Origin of the sequence: Methylocystis sp. (assembly GCF_051062815.1) — a bacterium.
Taxonomy (GTDB): domain Bacteria; phylum Pseudomonadota; class Alphaproteobacteria; order Rhizobiales; family Beijerinckiaceae; genus Methylocystis.
This window is the reverse complement of the sequence record NZ_JBPFDU010000070.1, coordinates 1-18,419: the sequence shown is the minus strand read 5'-3', so window position 1 is coordinate 18,419 and position 18,419 is coordinate 1. Positions and strand designations below refer to the sequence as shown.

General features: G+C 62.2%; 22 protein-coding genes. 9 read left to right on the top strand and 13 right to left on the bottom strand.

What is annotated here, in order from left to right; genetic code table 11:
- The first annotated feature begins 56 nt into the window (after positions 1-56).
- Entirely contained in the window at positions 57-389 is a 333-nt protein-coding gene (locus tag ACR65W_RS11020; RefSeq protein WP_434499863.1) for a hypothetical protein, read from the top strand.
- Here ACR65W_RS11020 and ACR65W_RS11015 read toward each other — a convergent pair.
- Genes ACR65W_RS11015 through gatC form a run of 3 tightly spaced genes read right to left on the bottom strand, consistent with a single transcriptional unit; the run spans position 356 to position 2,569 of the window.
- Entirely contained in the window at positions 356-739 is a 384-nt protein-coding gene (locus tag ACR65W_RS11015) for a chorismate mutase (protein WP_434499862.1), read from the bottom strand. The genes ACR65W_RS11020 and ACR65W_RS11015 overlap by 34 nt on opposite strands.
- A complete protein-coding gene (gene gatA, locus ACR65W_RS11010; RefSeq protein ID WP_434499861.1) occupies positions 739-2,229 on the bottom strand; it encodes an Asp-tRNA(Asn)/Glu-tRNA(Gln) amidotransferase subunit GatA in 1,491 nt (496 codons plus the stop codon). Before gatA ends, ACR65W_RS11015 begins: the two co-directional genes overlap by 1 nt.
- A 52-nt stretch (positions 2,230-2,281) precedes the next feature.
- A complete protein-coding gene (gene gatC / locus ACR65W_RS11005; protein WP_014893028.1) occupies positions 2,282-2,569 on the bottom strand; it encodes an Asp-tRNA(Asn)/Glu-tRNA(Gln) amidotransferase subunit GatC in 288 nt (95 codons plus the stop codon).
- Positions 2,570-2,722: 153 nt separating this feature from the next.
- On the opposite strand from gatC, the gene ruvX reads away from it, so the two are divergent.
- Together ruvX and ACR65W_RS10995 are read left to right on the top strand one after the other, a co-directional pair.
- Positions 2,723-3,187, top strand: a complete 465-nt coding sequence (ruvX, locus tag ACR65W_RS11000; protein ID WP_434499860.1) for a Holliday junction resolvase RuvX — start codon at positions 2,723-2,725, stop codon at positions 3,185-3,187.
- 249 nt (positions 3,188-3,436) lie between these two features.
- Positions 3,437-3,571, top strand: coding sequence for a hypothetical protein (locus ACR65W_RS10995; protein ID WP_434499859.1), 135 nt, complete (start codon positions 3,437-3,439; stop codon positions 3,569-3,571).
- 1 nt (position 3,572) lies between these two features.
- On the opposite strand, the gene dprA is transcribed toward ACR65W_RS10995, so the two are convergent.
- Both dprA and plsY read right to left on the bottom strand, forming a co-directional pair.
- Complete coding sequence (gene dprA, locus ACR65W_RS10990) at positions 3,573-4,841, bottom strand: DNA-processing protein DprA (protein WP_434499858.1); 1,269 nt, start codon at positions 4,839-4,841, stop codon at positions 3,573-3,575.
- Positions 4,838-5,431 carry a glycerol-3-phosphate 1-O-acyltransferase PlsY gene (gene plsY / locus ACR65W_RS10985; RefSeq protein ID WP_434499857.1) on the bottom strand — a complete coding sequence of 198 codons (594 nt, stop codon included), beginning with the start codon at positions 5,429-5,431 and terminating at the stop codon, positions 4,838-4,840. Before plsY ends, dprA begins: the two co-directional genes overlap by 4 nt.
- 230 nt (positions 5,432-5,661) lie before the next feature.
- On the opposite strand from plsY, the gene ACR65W_RS10980 reads away from it, so the two are divergent.
- Genes ACR65W_RS10980 through ACR65W_RS10970 form a run of 3 tightly spaced genes read left to right on the top strand, consistent with a single transcriptional unit; the run spans position 5,662 to position 8,535 of the window.
- A complete protein-coding gene (locus ACR65W_RS10980; RefSeq protein WP_434499856.1) occupies positions 5,662-6,738 on the top strand; it encodes a YcjF family protein in 1,077 nt (358 codons plus the stop codon).
- 6 nt (positions 6,739-6,744) lie between these two features.
- On the top strand, positions 6,745-7,560 hold the full coding sequence (locus ACR65W_RS10975; RefSeq protein WP_434499855.1) for an exodeoxyribonuclease III: 816 nt from the start codon (positions 6,745-6,747) through the stop codon (positions 7,558-7,560).
- Positions 7,561-7,593: 33 nt separating this feature from the next.
- The gene (locus ACR65W_RS10970; protein WP_434502656.1) at positions 7,594-8,535 is read left to right on the top strand and encodes a CBS domain-containing protein; all 942 of its coding nucleotides are present in this window, start codon (positions 7,594-7,596) and stop codon (positions 8,533-8,535) included.
- A 7-nt stretch (positions 8,536-8,542) separates the two neighbouring features.
- Here the strand turns inward: ACR65W_RS10970 and ACR65W_RS10965 are convergent, their stop codons facing one another.
- Positions 8,543-8,995: a hypothetical protein gene (locus ACR65W_RS10965; RefSeq protein WP_434499853.1), complete on the bottom strand. Its 453-nt coding sequence runs from the start codon at positions 8,993-8,995 to the stop codon at positions 8,543-8,545.
- A 384-nt stretch (positions 8,996-9,379) separates the two neighbouring features.
- Here ACR65W_RS10965 and ACR65W_RS10960 point away from each other — a divergent pair, with 384 nt between their 5' ends.
- Positions 9,380-9,991 carry a hypothetical protein gene (locus tag ACR65W_RS10960; RefSeq protein WP_434499852.1) on the top strand — a complete coding sequence of 204 codons (612 nt, stop codon included), beginning with the start codon at positions 9,380-9,382 and terminating at the stop codon, positions 9,989-9,991.
- Positions 9,992-10,178: 187 nt separating this feature from the next.
- Positions 10,179-10,772 carry a superoxide dismutase gene (locus ACR65W_RS10955; RefSeq protein ID WP_029651728.1) on the top strand — a complete coding sequence of 198 codons (594 nt, stop codon included), beginning with the start codon at positions 10,179-10,181 and terminating at the stop codon, positions 10,770-10,772.
- A gap of 25 nt (positions 10,773-10,797) precedes the next feature.
- Here the strand turns inward: ACR65W_RS10955 and ACR65W_RS10950 are convergent, their stop codons facing one another.
- The 3 genes from ACR65W_RS10950 to ACR65W_RS10940 all read right to left on the bottom strand — a co-directional run bounded on the left by ACR65W_RS10950 (position 10,798) and on the right by ACR65W_RS10940 (position 13,244).
- Entirely contained in the window at positions 10,798-11,265 is a 468-nt protein-coding gene (locus tag ACR65W_RS10950; RefSeq protein ID WP_434499851.1) for a hypothetical protein, read from the bottom strand.
- A 41-nt stretch (positions 11,266-11,306) separates the two neighbouring features.
- Positions 11,307-11,855, bottom strand: a complete 549-nt coding sequence (locus tag ACR65W_RS10945) for an SRPBCC family protein (RefSeq protein WP_434499850.1) — start codon at positions 11,853-11,855, stop codon at positions 11,307-11,309.
- Positions 11,856-12,041: 186 nt separating this feature from the next.
- Positions 12,042-13,244: a pyridoxal phosphate-dependent aminotransferase gene (locus ACR65W_RS10940; RefSeq protein ID WP_434499849.1), complete on the bottom strand. Its 1,203-nt coding sequence runs from the start codon at positions 13,242-13,244 to the stop codon at positions 12,042-12,044.
- Between the two features lie 465 nt (positions 13,245-13,709).
- Between ACR65W_RS10940 and ACR65W_RS10935 the strand changes: the two genes are divergently transcribed.
- Complete coding sequence (locus ACR65W_RS10935) at positions 13,710-13,943, top strand: hypothetical protein (RefSeq protein WP_014893014.1); 234 nt, start codon at positions 13,710-13,712, stop codon at positions 13,941-13,943.
- Positions 13,944-14,082: 139 nt separating this feature from the next.
- Here the strand turns inward: ACR65W_RS10935 and ACR65W_RS10930 are convergent, their stop codons facing one another.
- The 4 genes from ACR65W_RS10930 to ACR65W_RS10915 form a co-directional block, all read right to left on the bottom strand.
- Positions 14,083-14,661, bottom strand: a complete 579-nt coding sequence (locus ACR65W_RS10930; RefSeq protein ID WP_434499848.1) for a copper chaperone PCu(A)C — start codon at positions 14,659-14,661, stop codon at positions 14,083-14,085.
- 117 nt (positions 14,662-14,778) lie between these two features.
- Complete coding sequence (locus ACR65W_RS10925) at positions 14,779-16,704, bottom strand: c-type cytochrome (RefSeq protein ID WP_434499847.1); 1,926 nt, start codon at positions 16,702-16,704, stop codon at positions 14,779-14,781.
- Between the two features lie 113 nt (positions 16,705-16,817).
- Complete coding sequence (locus ACR65W_RS10920) at positions 16,818-17,255, bottom strand: copper resistance CopC family protein (RefSeq protein ID WP_434499846.1); 438 nt, start codon at positions 17,253-17,255, stop codon at positions 16,818-16,820.
- Between the two features lie 63 nt (positions 17,256-17,318).
- Positions 17,319-17,939, bottom strand: a complete 621-nt coding sequence (locus ACR65W_RS10915) for a hypothetical protein (protein ID WP_434502654.1) — start codon at positions 17,937-17,939, stop codon at positions 17,319-17,321.
- Between the last annotated feature and the right edge of the window lie 480 nt (positions 17,940-18,419).

The following is an 18,419-nucleotide window of genomic DNA, read 5'->3' as shown; positions in this document are numbered from 1 at the left end:
TAAACCACGCTTCGCAAGAGCGGAACGGCCGGCGCGCAGCAGAGGGAACGGGCGAGATGGCCACGGAACGCAATTCTGAGGACAGCCGCCGAAAAGGCCTCATCGCCCGCATGCGCGGCGCGCCCCGCTATGTGAGCATTCCTGTGGGCGTCGGCCTGATCCTCGGCGGAACCATTCTTGCGCCGCTTCCCGTCTTCGGGGTGTGGATGCTCCCTTTGGGCCTTGCGATCCTCGCCCCGCACTCCCCGGGCGCTCACAGGCTGTCCCGGCGTTTTCATTGGTGGTCGCTAAAATTCCTGCGCTGGTCGATCCGCAACGGTTTCGTCCGCGTCAAGACAAAGGCCCCCAACGGCGATCAAGAAGAGCGGTCGCCGTCCGCCGATCCTTGAGAGACGCCCTTTAGCGCGCGAGCGTCCATCAGCCGCTCTTCGTACTGGATCGACCAGTCAATCAGCGCGCGCCACAGGGTCATCGCGACCTCGACCGACAGTCCCTCGCGGTGCGCGGCGCCAAGCACATGCGCCAACACTTCGTCGACGCGCTCGGGGACATTGGCGGGGATACCCAGCGCGGGTTTGATCCTTGCGGCCCGCTCGATCTGTCGCTGCCGCTTTGCGAGCAGCGCCACAAGCTCTTCGTCCAGCTCGTCGATCAAGCGACGCACGTCGGACATTTCGTCCTGCAGCGCTTGCTGCGGGCGCTCCGCAATGTCCTTTTCAGCGCTCGGCGTCGTCATCATCAGCCCTCGCGCCACCATGGCTGCGGAAGTTCGATCTTAGGCGCCGCCCGTTCGATCGCCGCAGCGAGAGAGAACAGCGTCTCCTCGTCGAATGCTTTGCCGATGAGCTGCAACCCGAGCGGCAAGCCGTTCGCCGCGAGACCGCCCGGAACGGCGACGCCGGGAAGACCGGCCATGTTCACCGTAACGGTGAACACGTCGTTGAGATACATTTCTACAGGATCCGCCGAACCCTTCTCTCCCTGCGCGAAGGCGGTCGACGGCGTCGCCGGCGTCAGGACGGCGTCGACGCCGGACGCGAAGGCTTCGTCAAAGTCGCGCTTGATCAGGCTGCGGACTTTCTGCGCACGGACGTAATAAGCGTCGTAATAGCCGGCGGAGAGCACATAAGTGCCGATCATAATGCGCCGCCGCACTTCCGGACCAAAGCCCGCTGCGCGCGTCTTCTCGTACATTTCGCTGACGTCGCGGCCTTGCTCACGACACCCGTAGCGCACGCCATCGTAGCGCGCGAGATTGGACGAGGCTTCGGCCGGCGCGATAATGTAATATGTCGGCAAGGCATAGCGCGTATGCGGCAGGGAGATTTCGACGATCTCCGCGCCCGCGTCCTTCAGCCAAGCGGCGCCTTTATCCCATAAAGCGGCGATCTCCGCCGACATTCCGTCGAGGCGATATTCCTTCGGCACGCCGATGCGGCGTCCCTTCACGGAGGCGCCGACAGCGGCTTCGTAGTCCGGCACAGGCGCGTCGACGCTGGTCGTGTCTTTCGGATCGTGGCCGGCCATCGACCTGAGCATGATCGCTGCGTCGCGCACGGTGCGCGTTATCGGACCCGCCTGATCCAGCGACGACGCGAAGGCGACGATGCCCCAGCGCGAACAGCGGCCATAGGTCGGCTTGACGCCGACAGTGCCCGTGAAGGCGGCGGGCTGACGGATCGAGCCGCCTGTATCCGTCGCCGTGGCTCCCAGGCAAAGACGCGCGGCCACCGCCGACGACGAGCCCCCCGAAGAACCGCCCGGCACGATCTTGGCGTCGGGATCCGCGGCGCGGCGCCACGGCGAAACAACGGGGCCGAAGGCGCTCGTTTCGTTCGACGACCCCATCGCGAATTCGTCGAGATTGAGCTTGCCGAGCATGGCCGCGCCGTCGCGCAGCAGATTTGCCGAGACCGTCGATTCATATGTCGGCGTGAAGTCGTCGAGAATTCGACTCCCCGCCGTCGTGCGCACGCCTTTGGAGCAATAGAGATCCTTTATGCCGAGCGGCAGACCCTCAAGCGGGCGCGCGTCGCCGCGCGCAAGGCGCGCGTCGCTCTCCTGCGCCTGCGCCAGCGCGAACTCCGGCGTCTCCGTGATGAAGCAATTCAGCGCGCGCGATTTGCTGATTGCGTCGATGTGCGCCTGCGCCAGTTCAACGGCGGAGAGCTGTTTGGATTTGAGAGCGTCGCGCGCCTCGGCCAATGTAAGATGCGTGGGGTCGGACATTTGTCCCTTTATATCTGAGGCCGCTGCATGCGCGGCGCCGGCGCGACAAGCGCTATTCGATCACCTTGGGCACGACGAAATAATGATCCTCGCGCAAAGGCGCGTTGGCGAGAATCTCATCGGCGATGCCGCCGTCGGTCACGACGTCGGCCCGCTTCTTCATTTGCATCGGCAAAGCGGAGGTCAACGGCTCGACGCCGTCGACATCGACCTCGCTCAGCGTCTCCACGAAAGCCAGGATGGCGTTGAGTTCGCCGCGCAGGCGCTCGACCTCGCTGTCTTCGATGGCGATGCGCGAGAGATGGGCGATCCGGCGGACGGTCGCGGAATCAACGGACATCTAGGGCTCCGCAAGAAAGGTCTCGACGGGCGCTATAGCGCCTGGCCTTTCGCGGCGCAATGTTGCGAAGCGGATCGCAGAGGGAAAAAGCGGGAGCACGGAGCCAGTGAGTTTGCGGAACGGCCGCGGCGTGTTAGCGGAATCGCGGTGACCATGCGCGCGACGACCCTTGAAGAACTGGCGGCGCTCCTGCCGCCGAAGGGCCGACTGATGGGATTGGATCTCGGGACCAAAACCATCGGATTGGCGCTTTCGGACGTCGAGCGGCGGCTCGCGTCGCCGCTCGATACGATCGGGCGAGTGAAGTTTTCTCAGGACGCCGCCGCCTTGCTCAAACGCGCGGCCGATTTCGATATTTGCGCGCTGATCGTCGGGCTGCCGCTCAATATGGACGGCACCGAAGGGCCGCGCGCGCAGGCGACGCGCGCCTTCATGCGCAATCTTTCAAAGCTCGCCTCCCTGCCCTTCGCCTTCTGGGACGAGCGCCTGTCAACTGCGGCTGTAACGCGCGAATTGATCGCGCAGAACGCCTCGCGCGCCAAACGCGCCGAAGTCGTCGACCGAATGGCGGCCGCCTATATCCTGCAGGGCGCGCTCGACCGTTTGAAACGTCTGTAGCGGCCTCGATCGCAGCATTACAACCTTTGATAGAATTTTGTTCTTGACACGGGATAGGCGTGATGGAAGAAAAATATAAGAAAGTCTGATGCTTACCCTATTCATAACCTGCCTCGTGGTCCGTGGAGACTGACAGCGATGCCCCGGCCAGATACTTCTCAAAAAGATTGCAGCAAGACCCCTGGAACGACCGCGGAGAGCGCCAAAGCCAATGAGGAAGCGGCGTCCATCGCGTCATATATAGCTGACATGTCAGACGAAATGGCGAAACTCGCCAGTCGCTGCGACATGCCCATGCTCTGCTATTTCTTGAACCTCGCCCGCGCCGAGGCGGACATGCGGGCGCGCGAGCTTGGCGGCTATCCAGTCGACCGCTCGGCCTAACTTACAACTTATAGTTGAGTGTGAGGGAAACGCTGTTGGCGCCGTGACGCTGCAAGCGCCCCTCGATGTCGAGTTCGACGAGGACTCCCTGCACCTCGCGCGCTGTCAATCCGGCGACGCGGATGAGATCGTCGATCGCGATAGGCGCAGGCCCGAGCAGCGACAGGACGACCTCATGCGCGTCGCGCTGAGGCGACTCGTCGCCTCGCGTGCGCGCGTCAATATCGGCGACGCAATCTGCTGGCGGGCTTGGCGGCGAGAATTGTTTGGGCGCGGCTCTTTCCTCAAACGCCGAACCGTCGAGGCCGGCGAAAAGATCCAGTTCGTCGATCAGAGCGTCCTGTCCTTCGAGGGAGTCGTCGTCAAAGAGATTCTTGCGCGGCGGGGTCCCTGCGTTCTCGGCAAGCACCGAAATCACGTCCTCGGGACGCGCGCACAACGTCGCGCCTTGGCGAATGAGATCGTTGACGCCTTCGGCGCGCGGATCCAGCGGCGAACCAGGAACGGCGAAGACCTCTCGCCCCTGCTCATTGGCGAAACGCGCCGTGATCAGCGAGCCGGAACGCCGCGCCGCCTCGACGACGATGGTCGCGCGGCTCAACCCGGAAATGATGCGATTTCGGCGCGGAAAATCGCGGCCGCGCGGCTCCCATTCGATGGGCATTTCAGAGACGATCAGTCCCCTCTCGGCGATCTCTTCGACAAGCCGCGCATGTTCGGCCGGATACGGTCGCGCATGGCCGCCGGCGAGCACGGCGACCGTGCCTGTTTCGAGCGTGGCGCGATGCGCGACGGCGTCGATGCCGCGCGCAAGGCCAGAGACAATGACGTAATTCTCGAGCGCGAGGCTGCGCGCGAGCCGTTCGGCGAAGGCGAGACCTGCGGCTGAAGCGTTGCGCGAGCCGACAATCGCCACGCCGTCGCGCTGCGCGGTCCAGGAAACGCCGCGCATTGCGATGAGCGGCGGCGCATCGGCGATTTCCCGCAGCAGCGGCGGATAGTCCGGATCGCCCGTGGTGGCGAAGCGAACGCCGAGCGCGCGCGCCGCCTCGATTTCGCGCAGCGCTTCCTCACGAGTGGCGATGCGGATGATCCGCCCGCGCAAGGACCGCGCCGCGAGGGACGGCAGCGCGTCCAACGCCGCGCCGGCGCCGCCGAAACGATTGATGAGCTGTCTGAACGTGCGCGGCCCGACATTTTCGCTGCGGATGAGCCTCAGCCAGTCGACGAGCTGCGCTTCGCTCAACCGACCTGGCGACGCCTCGGTCACGCCTTCTGTCCTATGCGCGTTTCGGTGCCGGCGCGCAGACGCGCGATGTTCGCTCGATGCCTGTAGAAGACGATTGCGGCCATCACCGCGACGGTAAAGGCCTCGCCGCCATGGCCGAGCATGAACAGGACCACCGGCGCCGTCGCGCTCGCGGTCAGCGCGCCAAGCGACGAATAACGCCACAGCGCCGCCGCCGACAGCCAGACGGCGCAGAAAATCAACGCCGTCGGCCAGTTGAGCCCAAACAGCACGCCAAGGAACGTCGCAACGCCCTTTCCGCCCTTAAACTGCAGCCAGACCGGCGCAATATGGCCGATGAACGCAGCAAGACCGGCGATCATGCCTCCTTCGGGCGAAAGCGAGGCGCCGATGAGCGCCGCCGCCGTGCCTTTCAGCCCGTCCAGCAGCAGCGTCGCCGCCGCGAGATCCTTTCGACCGGTGCGCAACACATTAGTTGCGCCGATATTGCCGGAGCCGATCGCGCGCAGGTCCGTCGTGCCCGCGAGGCGCGTGAGCAGCAGACCGAAGGGAATAGAGCCCAGCAAATAGCCGATCGCAAGGGCGACGATGTCGTAAATGATGGAGTTCATGCGGGAAAACGCGATCTTCTCGACAGCGAAAGGCAAGAGGATGCTAAAGGAGGCGCTATCGCGCCGCAATAAGCGTTTTCAGTCGCGACGACCGCCTATATTTCAGGACGGTCGTCGAGGCCTTGTGGGCGCCTTTTTTAATTGAAATCGCTCTCTGGAAGCTCGCGCGACACATCCGCGCGTCGCGTTTTCGAACTCGAGACGGTAAGAAGGCTAAAATCAGGAATCGAATGACTGAGCAACGCAGGCCGCGCCCACGGGCTTTTCGCCTCGAAGGCGACCAGACGGTCACAGCCAAGGCGACGCCGCAGATCGACGATGCCGGGAGGCCGTCTATCGAGGTCGTCGAAGCGGAATTTGACGCTTTCGCGCTTGAGGCCGCCCAGCTCGCGGACGGCATGACCGGGGATGAAGCCGCCGTCGAAGCGGCGCAGGCCGACGGCATGCTGCGCCGCTACATTTTTTCTTGGGGCGGCGTCTTTTTGTCGGCGGTCAGCGGGCTTATGTCCCTGGCCTTCACGCTCTGGATCTGGGGGTTTGTCGAAGACCTGTTCCAGCGCTCCGCCCTTCTCGGCATGGTGGGACTGAGCCTTGCGGGTCTCGCCGCCGTCGCCGCCCTCATCTCCGTCACGCGCGAGTTTCGCGCCATCGGCCGGCAGAATCGTATCGCCAAGCTGCATGCCGCGCTGGCCGAGGCGCATGCGAGCGATGACGGTAAGGCTGCGCGCGAGCGCGTCGGCGAACTTTGCAAGCTCTATGAAGATCGCCCGGACACCGGCCGGGCGCGCGCGCTGCTCAACGACTATTTGCAGCGGATTATCGACGGACGCGATCTGATCACGCTTGCCGAGCGTAATCTCGTCGCGCCCCTGGACGAAGAAGCGCGGCGCGAGATCGCCGGCGCCGCCAAACGCGTCTCCGTCGTCACGGCGATCAGCCCGCGCGCGCTCCTCGACGTGCTGTTCGTCGTCGGCCAGGCGATCGTGCTGATGCGAAAAATCGCGGAGATTTACGGCGGCAAGCCGGGGCTGCTCGGCTTCTTCAAACTGGCCCGCTCGGTCGGCGCGCATCTCGCCATCACCGGCGGCGTGGCGGTCGGCGACTCTATCCTTCAGCAGGCGCTCGGCCACGGCATCGCCGCACGCATTTCGGCAAAGCTCGGCGAAGGCGTATTGAATGGGCTTCTCACCGCGCGAGTCGGTCTTTCCGCCATGGCCGTCTGCCGACCGACGCCCTTCATCGCCGAGAAGCAGCCGGGCGTCAGGGACGTCGCGCCTTTCCTCTTCGGCGACAAGACCAAGAGCTGATCCGCATTGAAAGCAGCAAGCCTGAAGATCACCACCTGGAACATCAATTCCGTGCGGCTGCGCCTGCCGCTGATCGCCGACTTTCTCAAGAGCCGGGCGCCGGACGTGCTCTGCCTGCAGGAGACGAAATGCCGGGACGCCGAATTCCCGATGAAGGATCTCCATGCGCTGGGCTATGAGCATATCGCGATCAACGGCCAGAAGGGCTACCACGGCGTGGCCGTCATTTCGAAGCGGCCTTTACGTTTCGTCGAGAAGCGCGATTTCTGCGAAAAGGGCGACGCGCGTCATATCTGCGTGGAAATCGACGCCCGGAGCGGCCCGATCTCGCTGCATAATTTCTATGTGCCGGCCGGCGGCGACGAGCCCGACGTCGACATCAATCCGAAGTTTCAGCACAAGCTCGATTTTCTCGATGAAATGCGCGACTGGGTTGTCACCGAAGGGGTCGCGCGCGGCCGCGTGGTGCTGGTCGGAGACCTAAATGTCGCGCCGCTCGAACATGACGTCTGGAGCCACAAGGCGTTATTGAAAGTCGTGAGCCATACCCCAGTCGAGGTGGAGAAGCTGACCGCGGTGCTACAGGCGGGCGCATGGATCGACGCCATGCGCCATTTCGTCCCCGCGGAAGAAAAGCTTTATACGTGGTGGAGTTATCGCGCCGCCGATTGGGCGGCGTCGAACCGGGGGCGCCGGCTTGACCATATTCTGGTGAGCGAGGCGCTTGGCGGCGGGCTGGAACGTTTGGACGTGCTGCGCGAGGCGCGCAGCTGGACCCGCCCGTCCGACCACGTGCCGGTGACGATCGAACTGTCGGACTGAGCGCATACGAGGATCGGGAGGCGAGACGGCGGCATGATCGCGCGCGATCTTATGAACAGCGACTTTCCTTATGTAACGGCGGACGCGGATCTCGATTACGTCGCGAAACTTCTCGCTGAATGCGGGCTGGGCGCCGTGCCGGTCGTCGACGACGAGCTGGCGCCGATCGGAATCGTGACGCGCAGCAATCTCGAACAGGCGCGCCCGCACCCCCTGCCTGACCTCGGCGCCATTCCGGCATTTCTGCTGCGCAACAGGCCCAAGCATGTATTCCATGCGAATGGTCGCGCGTTGCGCGAAGTGATGACCTCTCCGGCGATATCGATTTCCGACATCGCCAAAGTTCCCGACATCGCGCGAATTATGGAGAGCCATAGCCTCAAACGCATTCCCGTCGTTGACGGCCACAAGATCATCGGCCTCGTGCTGCGCAAAGAAGTCATGGAGGCGATGGCGGGAGGCTTTGCCGCCATGGCTTTGGAGGCGCATCGGCGTCGTCCGCTGATTTCCCTTCCGCAGCAAACCGGCGATCGCTGCGCCGTCGCGACGGCGCAGGAATTTCGCCAGCTCGTCGCGGCGCATGAGCGCCAGCTCGACCTCGAACGCGTAGAGCGTCGACGGGCGGCGATCGAACTGCGCGAGCAACGCATTCGTGATCTCGCGAGCCAGCGGCTGACCGACCCGCAATGGCGCGAGATGCTGGAGCAGGCGCGACGCAGCGCGGCGGCCGGGCTCACCGAACATGTGCTCATCCGATTTCCATCGCAGCTTTGCGCCGACGGCGGCCGCGCGATCAATGCGCCGGACCCCGATTGGCCGGCGACTCTGCGCGGCGAGCCAGCCGACGTCTTTCACCGGTGGCGTAATGAACTGCACCCTCGCGGCTTTCGTATCGCCGCGCAAATCGTCGATTTCCCCGAAGGTCTGCCGGGCGACGCGGCGCTCTTCCTGATGTGGAGCGCGGCGCGTAATTGAGTGTGCGTCACCCGCCGCCGACGCCCGTGTCGGCGCGTAATGCCGCAAGCGAAGGGTAGCGGCGCGCGGCGCCATCGGTCTGCACTTCAACTGATCCGTCGGAAAACATCACATAGACGGATCCGCTGGCGATATATCGATCGACTTCAACCGGCGGCTTCGGCGGCGGCGTGGCGGCGACAGGCTGCTGCTGTTGTTGCGGCGCCTGCGCGTCTTCAACCAGATCTGCCGCCGCGCGCGCCTGCGTCGCCGGAACTTTGTCGGCGATGCGGCCCAAAACGCCGATTGCGCGCCCAAGCGCTATCGTCACCACACCGCCAGAGACCGCCGTGGCGCCGCCGATGAACAGGCTCCAACCGCGCTCAAGCTGAATGTAATCCCACCCGGACCACATGCCATAGGCGCCGGAAAGCGCAAGCGCGAGCCCGAGAAAAATGACGCCCAGGCCGTATCGTCTCATCGTCATCCTTCAGTGGTTGTCCGGGCCGGAACCTATCACAAGGCGCGCCGACCGCCATATGAACGCAAGTCCCCGGGGAAGACGCGCGAATACTTGTACGCGCGCGCACCGCCGCGCCGCCGCGAAAATTTTAAAACAATATATGCGTATGTTACTGCATTTAACATCAATATGTAGTGGTTGAATTTATCTGCCATGCAAGCACTGGAGTATATTTTTTCGTTTATTTTCAATTAGATAAAAGTATTTATAAGATGCGGCACGGTGTCACATCGTAATTCGATCAATCAATACAAACGTCATCGTCACAGCGTCGACGCGCGCGTGCGGCGGAAGAGCGCGCGGAAAACCGGCCGACGTCGGCAATCGTAGGGAGAACCTTAGATGGCAAGTTTAACTGGCGTGCGCGGGCTGCTGGCTGGCGCACTGATAGCGGCCGCAGCTTTTTTCGTCGCGCCATCAGCCGCTTTCGCGCATGGCGGCGTGATGCTCGAGCAAGACGAGTGCGTGCTGCGGATCGGTCCGAACACCATGCACTTCATCGGCTATCAGCGCTCGGGAGAAGAAGCGGAGTTTTGCGAGGACATCGCCAAAACCGGGCCGACCGTCATTGCGCTCACCGCGGTTTCGCCTGATCTGCGCGACATGGCGATTGGCATCCGCATTGTTAAGGATGTCGGCGAAGAGAAAGAAAAGGCCAACCTCAATACGATCACCGTCGCCTATATCGAGCCGAAGGTCTATCGCAACGGCACCATGACCTTTGAACACGACTTCAAGGATGCTGGTCGTTATGTCGGAATCGTCACTGTGCGCGACGATCTTGGCAATGAATGGGTCTCGCGCTTTCCCTTCTCCGTGGGGCTCTACACCTTCTGGGGACTGATCGAATATATCCTCTACGCCGTCGGCTTCTTCTCGCTTGTCGGTCTGATGTGGTGGATGCTGCGCGCCGGCGCAAAGAAGAAGTCGCAAGCGGGCGACGCAATCGCCTAAGCAAGCGGCCCGAAGATTGCAGCATGGCTCGGTCGCCGACGAGCCATGCTTTTTTGTCGCTACAAAGCGAACATAGCTGCGCCATTCGGGATCTCGCGATATTGCCGCATGCGGCGCGCGGGTTTAGTTAAGCCCGTGCAGCCGAGGCTGACAGGCTACGCTCGTCTAACGTATTCAGGAGAGAATTATGTCCTTCACCCTGGAAGATTTGCCTTATCCCTACGACGCTCTGCAGCCTTATCTTTCCCGCGAGTCCTTCGAATATCACCACGACAAGCACCACGCGACCTATGTCGCCAACGCGAATAATCTGGTGAAAGGCACCGAATATGAAGGCAAGCCGATCGAGGAAGTGATCGTCACCGCCTACAACCGCAACACGCCGATCTTCAATAACGTCGCCCAGCATTTCAACCATCACCACTATTGGAAGTGGATGAAGCCGAACGGCGGCGGCGCCATTCCCGGCAAGGTCGAGAAGGCGATCATCGAGTCCTTCGGCTCGGTCGACAAATTCCGCGAAGAATTCCAGAAGGAAGGCCTCGGCCAATTCGGCTCCGGCTGGGTATGGCTCGAAGCGAAGGATGGAAAGCTCGCCATTCGCAAGACGCCGAACGCGGAAAATCCACTCATCCATGGCGCCGCGCCGATCCTCGTCGCCGACGTCTGGGAGCACTCCTATTACATCGACTATCGCAATCGCCGCGCCGACTATCTGAAGGCGTTTCTCGATCATCTCGTCAATTGGGAACATGTCGAGGAAATGTTCGACGCGGCGTAGCGTCCCTTCATTCCGCGCGGTGCGCCTAATTCGCGCGCCGCGCATTTTTTGAGTTGTGAATAAGCGCCGAGGCGGTAAGCAGCAGAAGCGCCGCAAAGGCGAGCACCGCCGCCACAGCATGCGAATCTTCCCATTGACGTCGCGCCGCCTCGAACGCCGCCGGCATCTTGGTCCAATTCTGCGTCGCGACATTCATGGGATAGGTCCACGTCCAGAAGATGGCCTGCGTTCCAGTGAGCGTTACGAAGGAGGCGAACGAGAGGACCGCGGCGATCCGGTTGCGGCGAACGGCGATCGTATGCGCCAGCGTCGTCAGTAGTGCGAGAACGACGGCGATTCCGAAATAGGCCCAGCCGGCGTAGATCTGCTGAACGCTCATGTAGTCGGCCGGCGAGAGCGCCATCTTATTGGCGCGCTCGAAAAAATGCGCGCCCGCCGGAATCACGCATAGCGCGACGCTCGTGATCGCGGCGATCTGCAAGCCAAAAAGCATCAGCGGCTTCCTTCGCTGCGTCTATAGTCCGCTCGGCGCGGTCAATCAGCGGCGATTTTCGGCTGCGACTCGACGACTCGCTTTAGGTCAGCGAGGCCGCGATCGAATTGCGCCCCGACCGTCTTGTCGATGTTCAAAAACTTATGCATCGCCTTGCCCACAAATTCATGGTGGCCGGACATCGCCCAGGTGACTTCCGTGCTGTTCTCGCCCAAAGGCTTGAGATTGAATTGCACGTCGCGCTTGGCTTTGAACGGCTTTTTGAATTCGAGCTTGATGCCGACGCGCTCGCCCTGGCGGCTCTCGACGATCTCCATCTGACCGACGCCGACCTGCTTGTCGCCGGACCATGAATAGGTCGCGCCATAGCCCTGCGGCGTCCCTCCATATTCTTCCTTCATATCGGGATCGAGCTTGGCCCAGGGCGACCAGTCGGCCCAATTGTGAAAGTCGTTGATGTGGCGAAAAACCACTTCCGGCGGCGCGTCGATCACGATCGAGCGGGCGATGCGGAATTTATCGGGCAGCAAGGAGATGTAGGCGATCAGCGCGCTGACGAGAGCGAGGAGAAGGAGAGCGAAAATCGTCATGGTGCAGGTCTCCGCAAGAGCGTGAGTCCGTCGAGCGAACGGCCCACGGACTTGCAATTTAGTTCCGCGCTCTCCGGGCCGAGAGAGACTCCGCTCTCCTGGCGAAGCCACTCGCCCACGGCCCGCCGCCTGACGCGCTGGGCGTCAGTTTAGAGCGGCGGGCGCAATGCGCAATGCATTGTGGGGTTAGATGAGGCTTCCGCAGAAAGCCTGGATCTTTCGGCAGGCGTCTTCGAGCAACACGTTCGAGGCGGCGTAGGACACGCGGAAATTAGGACCGAAGCCGAACGCCGAGCCTTGCACCACGGCGACGCCCTGCGTTCCCAGGAGTTCGGTCACGAAGTCCTCGTCGGTTTCGATGACCTTCCCGTCGGGGGTCTTACGCCCGATGGCGTCGGCGCAGGAGGGAAACACGTAGAACGCGCCTTCCGGCGTCGGGCACTTCAAATATTTGGCCTGGTTGAGCATGGAGACCACGAGGTCGCGCCGCTCCTCAAAGGCCTTGCGGAAGACCGCGAGGTGGTCCTGCGGCCCTTCGAGGGCTTCGACCGCCGCCCATTGCGCGATCGAACAGGCGCCCGACGTCTGCTGGCCCTGGAGCAGGTCCATGGCCTTGATCAGGGCGCTGGGCCCCGCCGCGTAGCCGATGCGCCAGCCGGTCATAGCGTAGGCCTTGGAGACGCCGTTCATGGTGAGCGTGCGCTCCATGAGCGCCGGCTCGACCTGGGCCGGCGTGACGAATTTGAAGTCGCCGTAGACGAGGTGCTCGTAAATGTCGTCGGTGAGGACATGCACCTGCGGATGGCGCAGCAGAACGTCCGTCACCTTCTTCATTTCATCGAATGTGTAGGCCGCGCCCGAAGGGTTCGACGGAGAGTTGAGCACGAGCCATTTGGTCTTGGGCGTGATGGCGCGCTCGAGCGCCTCAGGCTGGAGCTTGAAGCCGTCCTCCATCCGAGCTTCGACGAAGACGGTCGTTCCGCCGCAGATCGCCACCATCTCCGGGTAGCTCACCCAGTACGGCGCCGGAACGATCACTTCGTCGCCGGGATTGAGCGTCGCAAGAAATGCGTTGAACAGGATGTGCTTGCCGCCGGTGGCGACGATCGTGTCCGACGCCGTGTAGTCCAAGCCGTTTTCGCGCTTGAATTTTTTTGCGACGGCCTCGCGCAGCGGCGGAATTCCGAGCACCGGCGGATAACGCGTTTCGCCGCGATCGATCGCCGCTTTCGCTGCGGCGCAGATGTGCCCGGGCGTGTCGAAATCGGGTTCGCCGACGGAGAGGCTGATCACCTCCCGACCCTGCGCGCGCAAGTCGCGGGCTTTCTGCGTCACCGCGATGGTTGCCGAGGGCTTCACGCGCGACAAGGCGTTGGCGAGGAAAGTCATTGGAGTGGAGTTCCTGCGGAGGGGATAGTGCGCCGCACCATAATTTGCGCGGCGTAGCGTCGCAACGAGATTCACGAGGCTCGCAGAGCCACATGGGTCTATTGTTGATGAAGACTTTTAACCGCCTCGCGCGGGGCACGCGCGATCGCCGCTCTGCCGCGCCACGCGCCGGCGCGAGTGTCAGCCATGCTGCGTATCGGTGTTTTCCAAGGAAAAACAACCGTCTTTTATCAAATAGCCCGAATCGGCGACTGAGCTTTGGCTCAACTTGATCAAATCAATATTGCCAAGTGTTAACCCCGTTTCACGCACTTCTTAAAAATTTATAAAATTTCCGAAGAATGATGCAACTTTTTCAGCCCATCCTCGTTTCTGTCTTGAGAACGCGGCGACGCGAGTTAATCGCGCGCGGGCCTTGGGGAGAGGTCAAGCGTTACAAGGGCGAATGCGAGAGGATTAGGGAAAATGTCGCTCGTTGACAAATTTGAAGATCAGATGGAGCCCGCCTTCACGCGCAGCTTCGATAGGGATTCGGCGCGTCGCCAGTTTCGAGTTTCGCTCCTGCTGGTCGCCGCCATGGCGATGGCCGCCTTCGTGCTCGGCTTCGCCCTGCCGATCGGTTCGCCCGCGCAAAAGGCCACGCCTGTTGCGACCGACGGCGGCGTTTTCGCCGGGCGACTGGTGACGATCGACCGCTAATCTTCGCAAATTTCGTAAGCGGCAAGTAACGCGCGCGTCTGTCGACGCGCGCAATCTTTTTGGCGGGTTCCAAACCGGCTGCTTTTCAAGCGGCCGGTTTTTGATTGCGTTACGCTGATAAGACCCTCTTAGCCCGCGATCACTTCTTTTCCATGTGATGGTGCTCGTGATGCGAGTCGCCGCCTTCCTTGGGCCCGGCGGAGTCCTGGCCATGCGCCTTTTGCCATCGTTCCATCGCTTCGGCGTCATGTGCATGGGCCGCGTCCGGCGCATCGATCGCCGCGTCAATAACCACTTCGCCGGCCTTTTCGAAGACGAGCGTCATCTCCAGGCCCCAGCCCACCTCAAGATGCTTCTTGATGTCCAGAAGCGTCACATAGACGCCGCCAGGCGCGAGCGTGACTTTCGACTTGGGCGGCAGGACGACAGGCGTGATGAGGTCGAGCTTCTTGGGGTCGCCGTGGATCTCGGCCTTCCCGAATTTTTCCGACTTGACGGCGATCAGCCTGTCGGGCGTCGCGCCATTATTGTGCAGCATTGCGTAGAACTGCGCCTTGTTGTCGCCGTCGACAGGGGCGCGAAGCCAAGGATGCTCCACTTTCAGATTGCCGACGTCGTACTCATGCGCCGCCGCGGAACCGCGCCCGGCAAAGAGCCCGAGCGCCGTCCCGGTGAGCAGAGTCCCTCCGGTCAGCAAAAATTCACGCCGCTTCAGCATCTCGCTTCTCCCTTTTTGCGCCGGACTTCTCTCTCGCCGGTCTGATTGGCATCATGACGAAGGACGCGCCGCTCCGATACCCTCGCGCCCCGTTCACGCTTGCGACAATATGGCGCGCTAATGCGAGTGCAGGCTGATCTCGATCAAGGGTTCACGCGCGAATTCGGCGACGAGGCCAGAAAGTTTCTGAGCGTTGCCGTCGTCGGGGGCAAATGTGCGGAAACGCGCCCGAACGTAGCCCGAGCGATCCACAAGGAAGTGCGCCTCCCCGATCTCCTCCGACGGCGTTTCATTGGGGTAGCGGTTGATCACCGAATAGGCGGTCTCGACCGCTCTGGGATGAACAACCTCTCGAGCTTTCGCCTCCTGCGGGCAGGCCGCGTCGTAGATCGTCACCTGGTTTGCGCCAACGGCTTTCGCGGCGTCATGCGCAATCTTCACGCTGGCGGCGCGCGCCTTTGGATCGGCGTCTGGCGACCCGCAGCGCGCGAAAGAGATCAGCGTCGGCACGCCGCGCAGCCTGTAGAGCGACGTTACGTCCTCTTCGGGATCGATCAGCGCAAAGTCCGGCGCAATCAGCCATTGAATCATGGGCTGAGGGCTCATGAAACGCGACCGGTTCGAATAGGATATCATCAGCAGGAAGTTGATCACGTCCCAGCGATCGTCGACGTCGAGCTGCTCGCGGAAACTCGGCATAACGCCGCTTTGTCCGCCGTGAGTCAGCCAGTGGAAGATGTCGCCGATCGTATGGGTGCCGACATGCGGGGCGGTCAGATCGGCGGGCTGCACGAGGAGTCCTTGCTCGTTCTTGAGATCCTTGGCGAGCGGTCCATTTCCCTCGCCCTGTGCGCCGTGGCAGCCGATGCAGTTCTCCTGAAAATGCGCGAGCCCGCGCGAAACCGATTCCGCGGTGTAGTCCTGCGTCGGATCGTCGTACGTGTCTGTGTAGGCTTCTGTCGCAAATGACACGGCGAGCGAGATCGCCGCCGCGGCGGAAATGGCTGGCGTTGCATAGAGACGATACTGGCGAGTCGATGGCGTCCACCAGATCAGCGCCGCCATGATTGCGAGTACGACGGCGGCGATGCCCCACCACCAGATCGAGCTGAACATCGCTGGGTTCTGTCCCCACGTCGCGATGTAGGACAGGCGAAATGGCAACGGCCAATAGAGACTGGTTTCATGCGAGGCTGGCGTGATGACCGCGATGTAGCCGGCGATCGCAAGCAGGGCGAGCGCAAAGACCGACTCCCCCGCGCCGACCTTGCTGTACCAGGCAAAATTGAATTCGCCTTCGGGTCTCCGGGTGATGTAGCGCGCGAGCGCCAACGCCGCGAGCAACACAGCGCATAGAAAAACCAGCTTCAGCGTCAGCAGCCGACCATAGGGCGTCGCCAGCATATTCGGGATGCTTCCAACGTTCTCCCAGGCGATCGCAAATCCCGTAACGGCGACGATCGCCATAGCGACCTTTGCGATGAACGACCAGCGCTCGGCGAGCTGCGCCGCAACTTCCGGCGGTTTGCCGCGCGCAGTGAACATCCACCAGACGAGACCGAGCAAGCCGCCAAGCCAGGTGAGGCCGGCGGCCGTGTGGAGAAGGAAGCTCAGCTGCGTCCAGCGCGGCAGGCCGTCGTCGATGGCGTGGCCGGTCACTGAAACAACGGCGATAAGGACCACGCCGACCCACAGCGTCACCTGATCGAGCACATCTGAAGCGACGAAGAGGCGCGCCGCCGCGAGAGCCGCGAAGAGGAACGCGACCAGTTGCGTCCCGATCCAGGCGTTTCCGACGCTCGTGTTGACGGTGAACTCCCATAGCGTGTCGAATTCAATCGGACGATCGGCGGGAAAGATCGCACGCGCGGTGACATACAGCAGCGCGAAGCCGAAAACGGCGCGCACCAGCGCCAGCGCCGCGACGGCAGGCTTGAAACGCCCGCCGTCCTCGCCGATGAGACGCGGCAGGAGCAGGAGCCCGACCGCGAGGGCCGAAGGCAAGCTCAGAAGGAAGCGGATCGCCGCAAGAGAGAGATACATTTTTGTTTCGCCCGATGTTCTCTGGCGCTCATCTCTTCAGCTCGCATGAGAAGTGAGAAACGAGCAGCGTGTCGCGCAAGCGTAGCCGCGAGCTGTCACTCGCCCGATGGCGCTTACTTCGCGTCCACGGTGAACTCATAGTTTCCCTCCACGATGTGGCCGTCGGTGGAGAGCACGCGATAGCGTACGATATATTTGCCGGGCGCGAGTTCCGGCGCATTGGCCGACAATTCGCGCGGCTTGTCGGGAACGGCGCTATTGCCTTCGGCGAGCACCTTACCGTCCGGCGCTTCTATGGTGATCTTCGAGTAAGGCGGTTCGACTCCGCCGCCGAACCGCAACTTGATGGTCTTTGGCGGCGCCGCGACATGTTCCTTCGAAGAAGGCGTAGCGTCGACAAGGAAAGAATGCGCGAGCGCCGAACTCGTCCCAAACGCAGCTGCTATGACGATGGCGCAAGCCCCGGCGGCGGCGGAGAACCCGACCTTGGCCTGACGGCGCACGCGCGCCGGCGAAGTTCTGTCAGCGTTAGTCATGGCGTCATTAGTCATGGCGTCCCTCCCCAGAGGCCTGAGCCCCTTTTTGTTTTGAGATGTTTACGCATGTCGCCGCGATCAAGACACAGCGGCGGCGTCGGCATCCTTCTTCTTGCCGGAGGGATGCGTGTGCTTCCAATACACGAAAACAATGCCGGCGATGAGCACGGTCCCGGCGATCTGCGGCACCCAGGCCCACAGCGTTTCGCCAACCGTGAATTTGAATTCGGACGTCTCCTGCGTGCCGTCGGGGCGGGTCAGCGTGACGAGTCCGATATAATGGCCGTTGTCCTTGAAGTCGTGCTCAAGATTGAAGGTGCCCTTGGTGTATTTGGTCGCGGGACGATGAACTTCGGTCAGCGCCTCGAGATCGGTGCCCTTCGTGATCGGCGTCAGCGGGTCGCGAATGATTCGCAGTTCCAGCGGCATGTCCCGAAACGTCGGATTTTCGATGTCGAACACCAGAATGGTTGGTCCGGAGGTCGGGATCTCGGCGCAATATTCGCTGCGCGATTTGCCGGGTTGATAGGCCGTAATGTGAATCATGTCGTAGCCGAACATGACCATGCACATATTGCCCATCGACATGGCTTCCGGGCCTGCGCCGCCCTCCGATGCGCGCAACGGGGCCGTCAACGCCAGCGAGAAAAGCGCGCCAAAAACAGCAGCTGCAACGCTACGCCAATTCTTCATTTCCATCCCTCGATCCATATTGAGTCCGGGGCTGCCGCTGTTATTGGCGAACGTTACTGAGCCCTGGATCTTCTATAGCGGATTTTTGGTTCGCGGCTCGACTATTGTCATGCCATTGCATCGCCAGCGCCGATGGACGCTCGTCCTACTTTTGACAAATGCCAGAAATTGACGCGAGGAAAAACGACCGCATCATTTGCGTCGAAAGGACGCACCGCTCATCGAGGCATTCGAAAGGGACACGGCATCTGCCCTAGCGAACGCGTTGCGCGGGATTTCGCGGGCGACTTGCAGAACGCCGCTTGACGCTCGGCGCAACGCCTTCACGCAGAAGGCGCGTTCTGAGTTCGCGCGGGAGGCGCGTCGTCATAGGAAGGCGCGCTTGGTTTGCGGCACAGGCGGCGCGGGGCGGCTCCAAACGAAAACCCCCGGCCTTTTGGGCCGGGGGCTTTTATTTCAATTCGTCAGTATCGCTTAGGGCATATC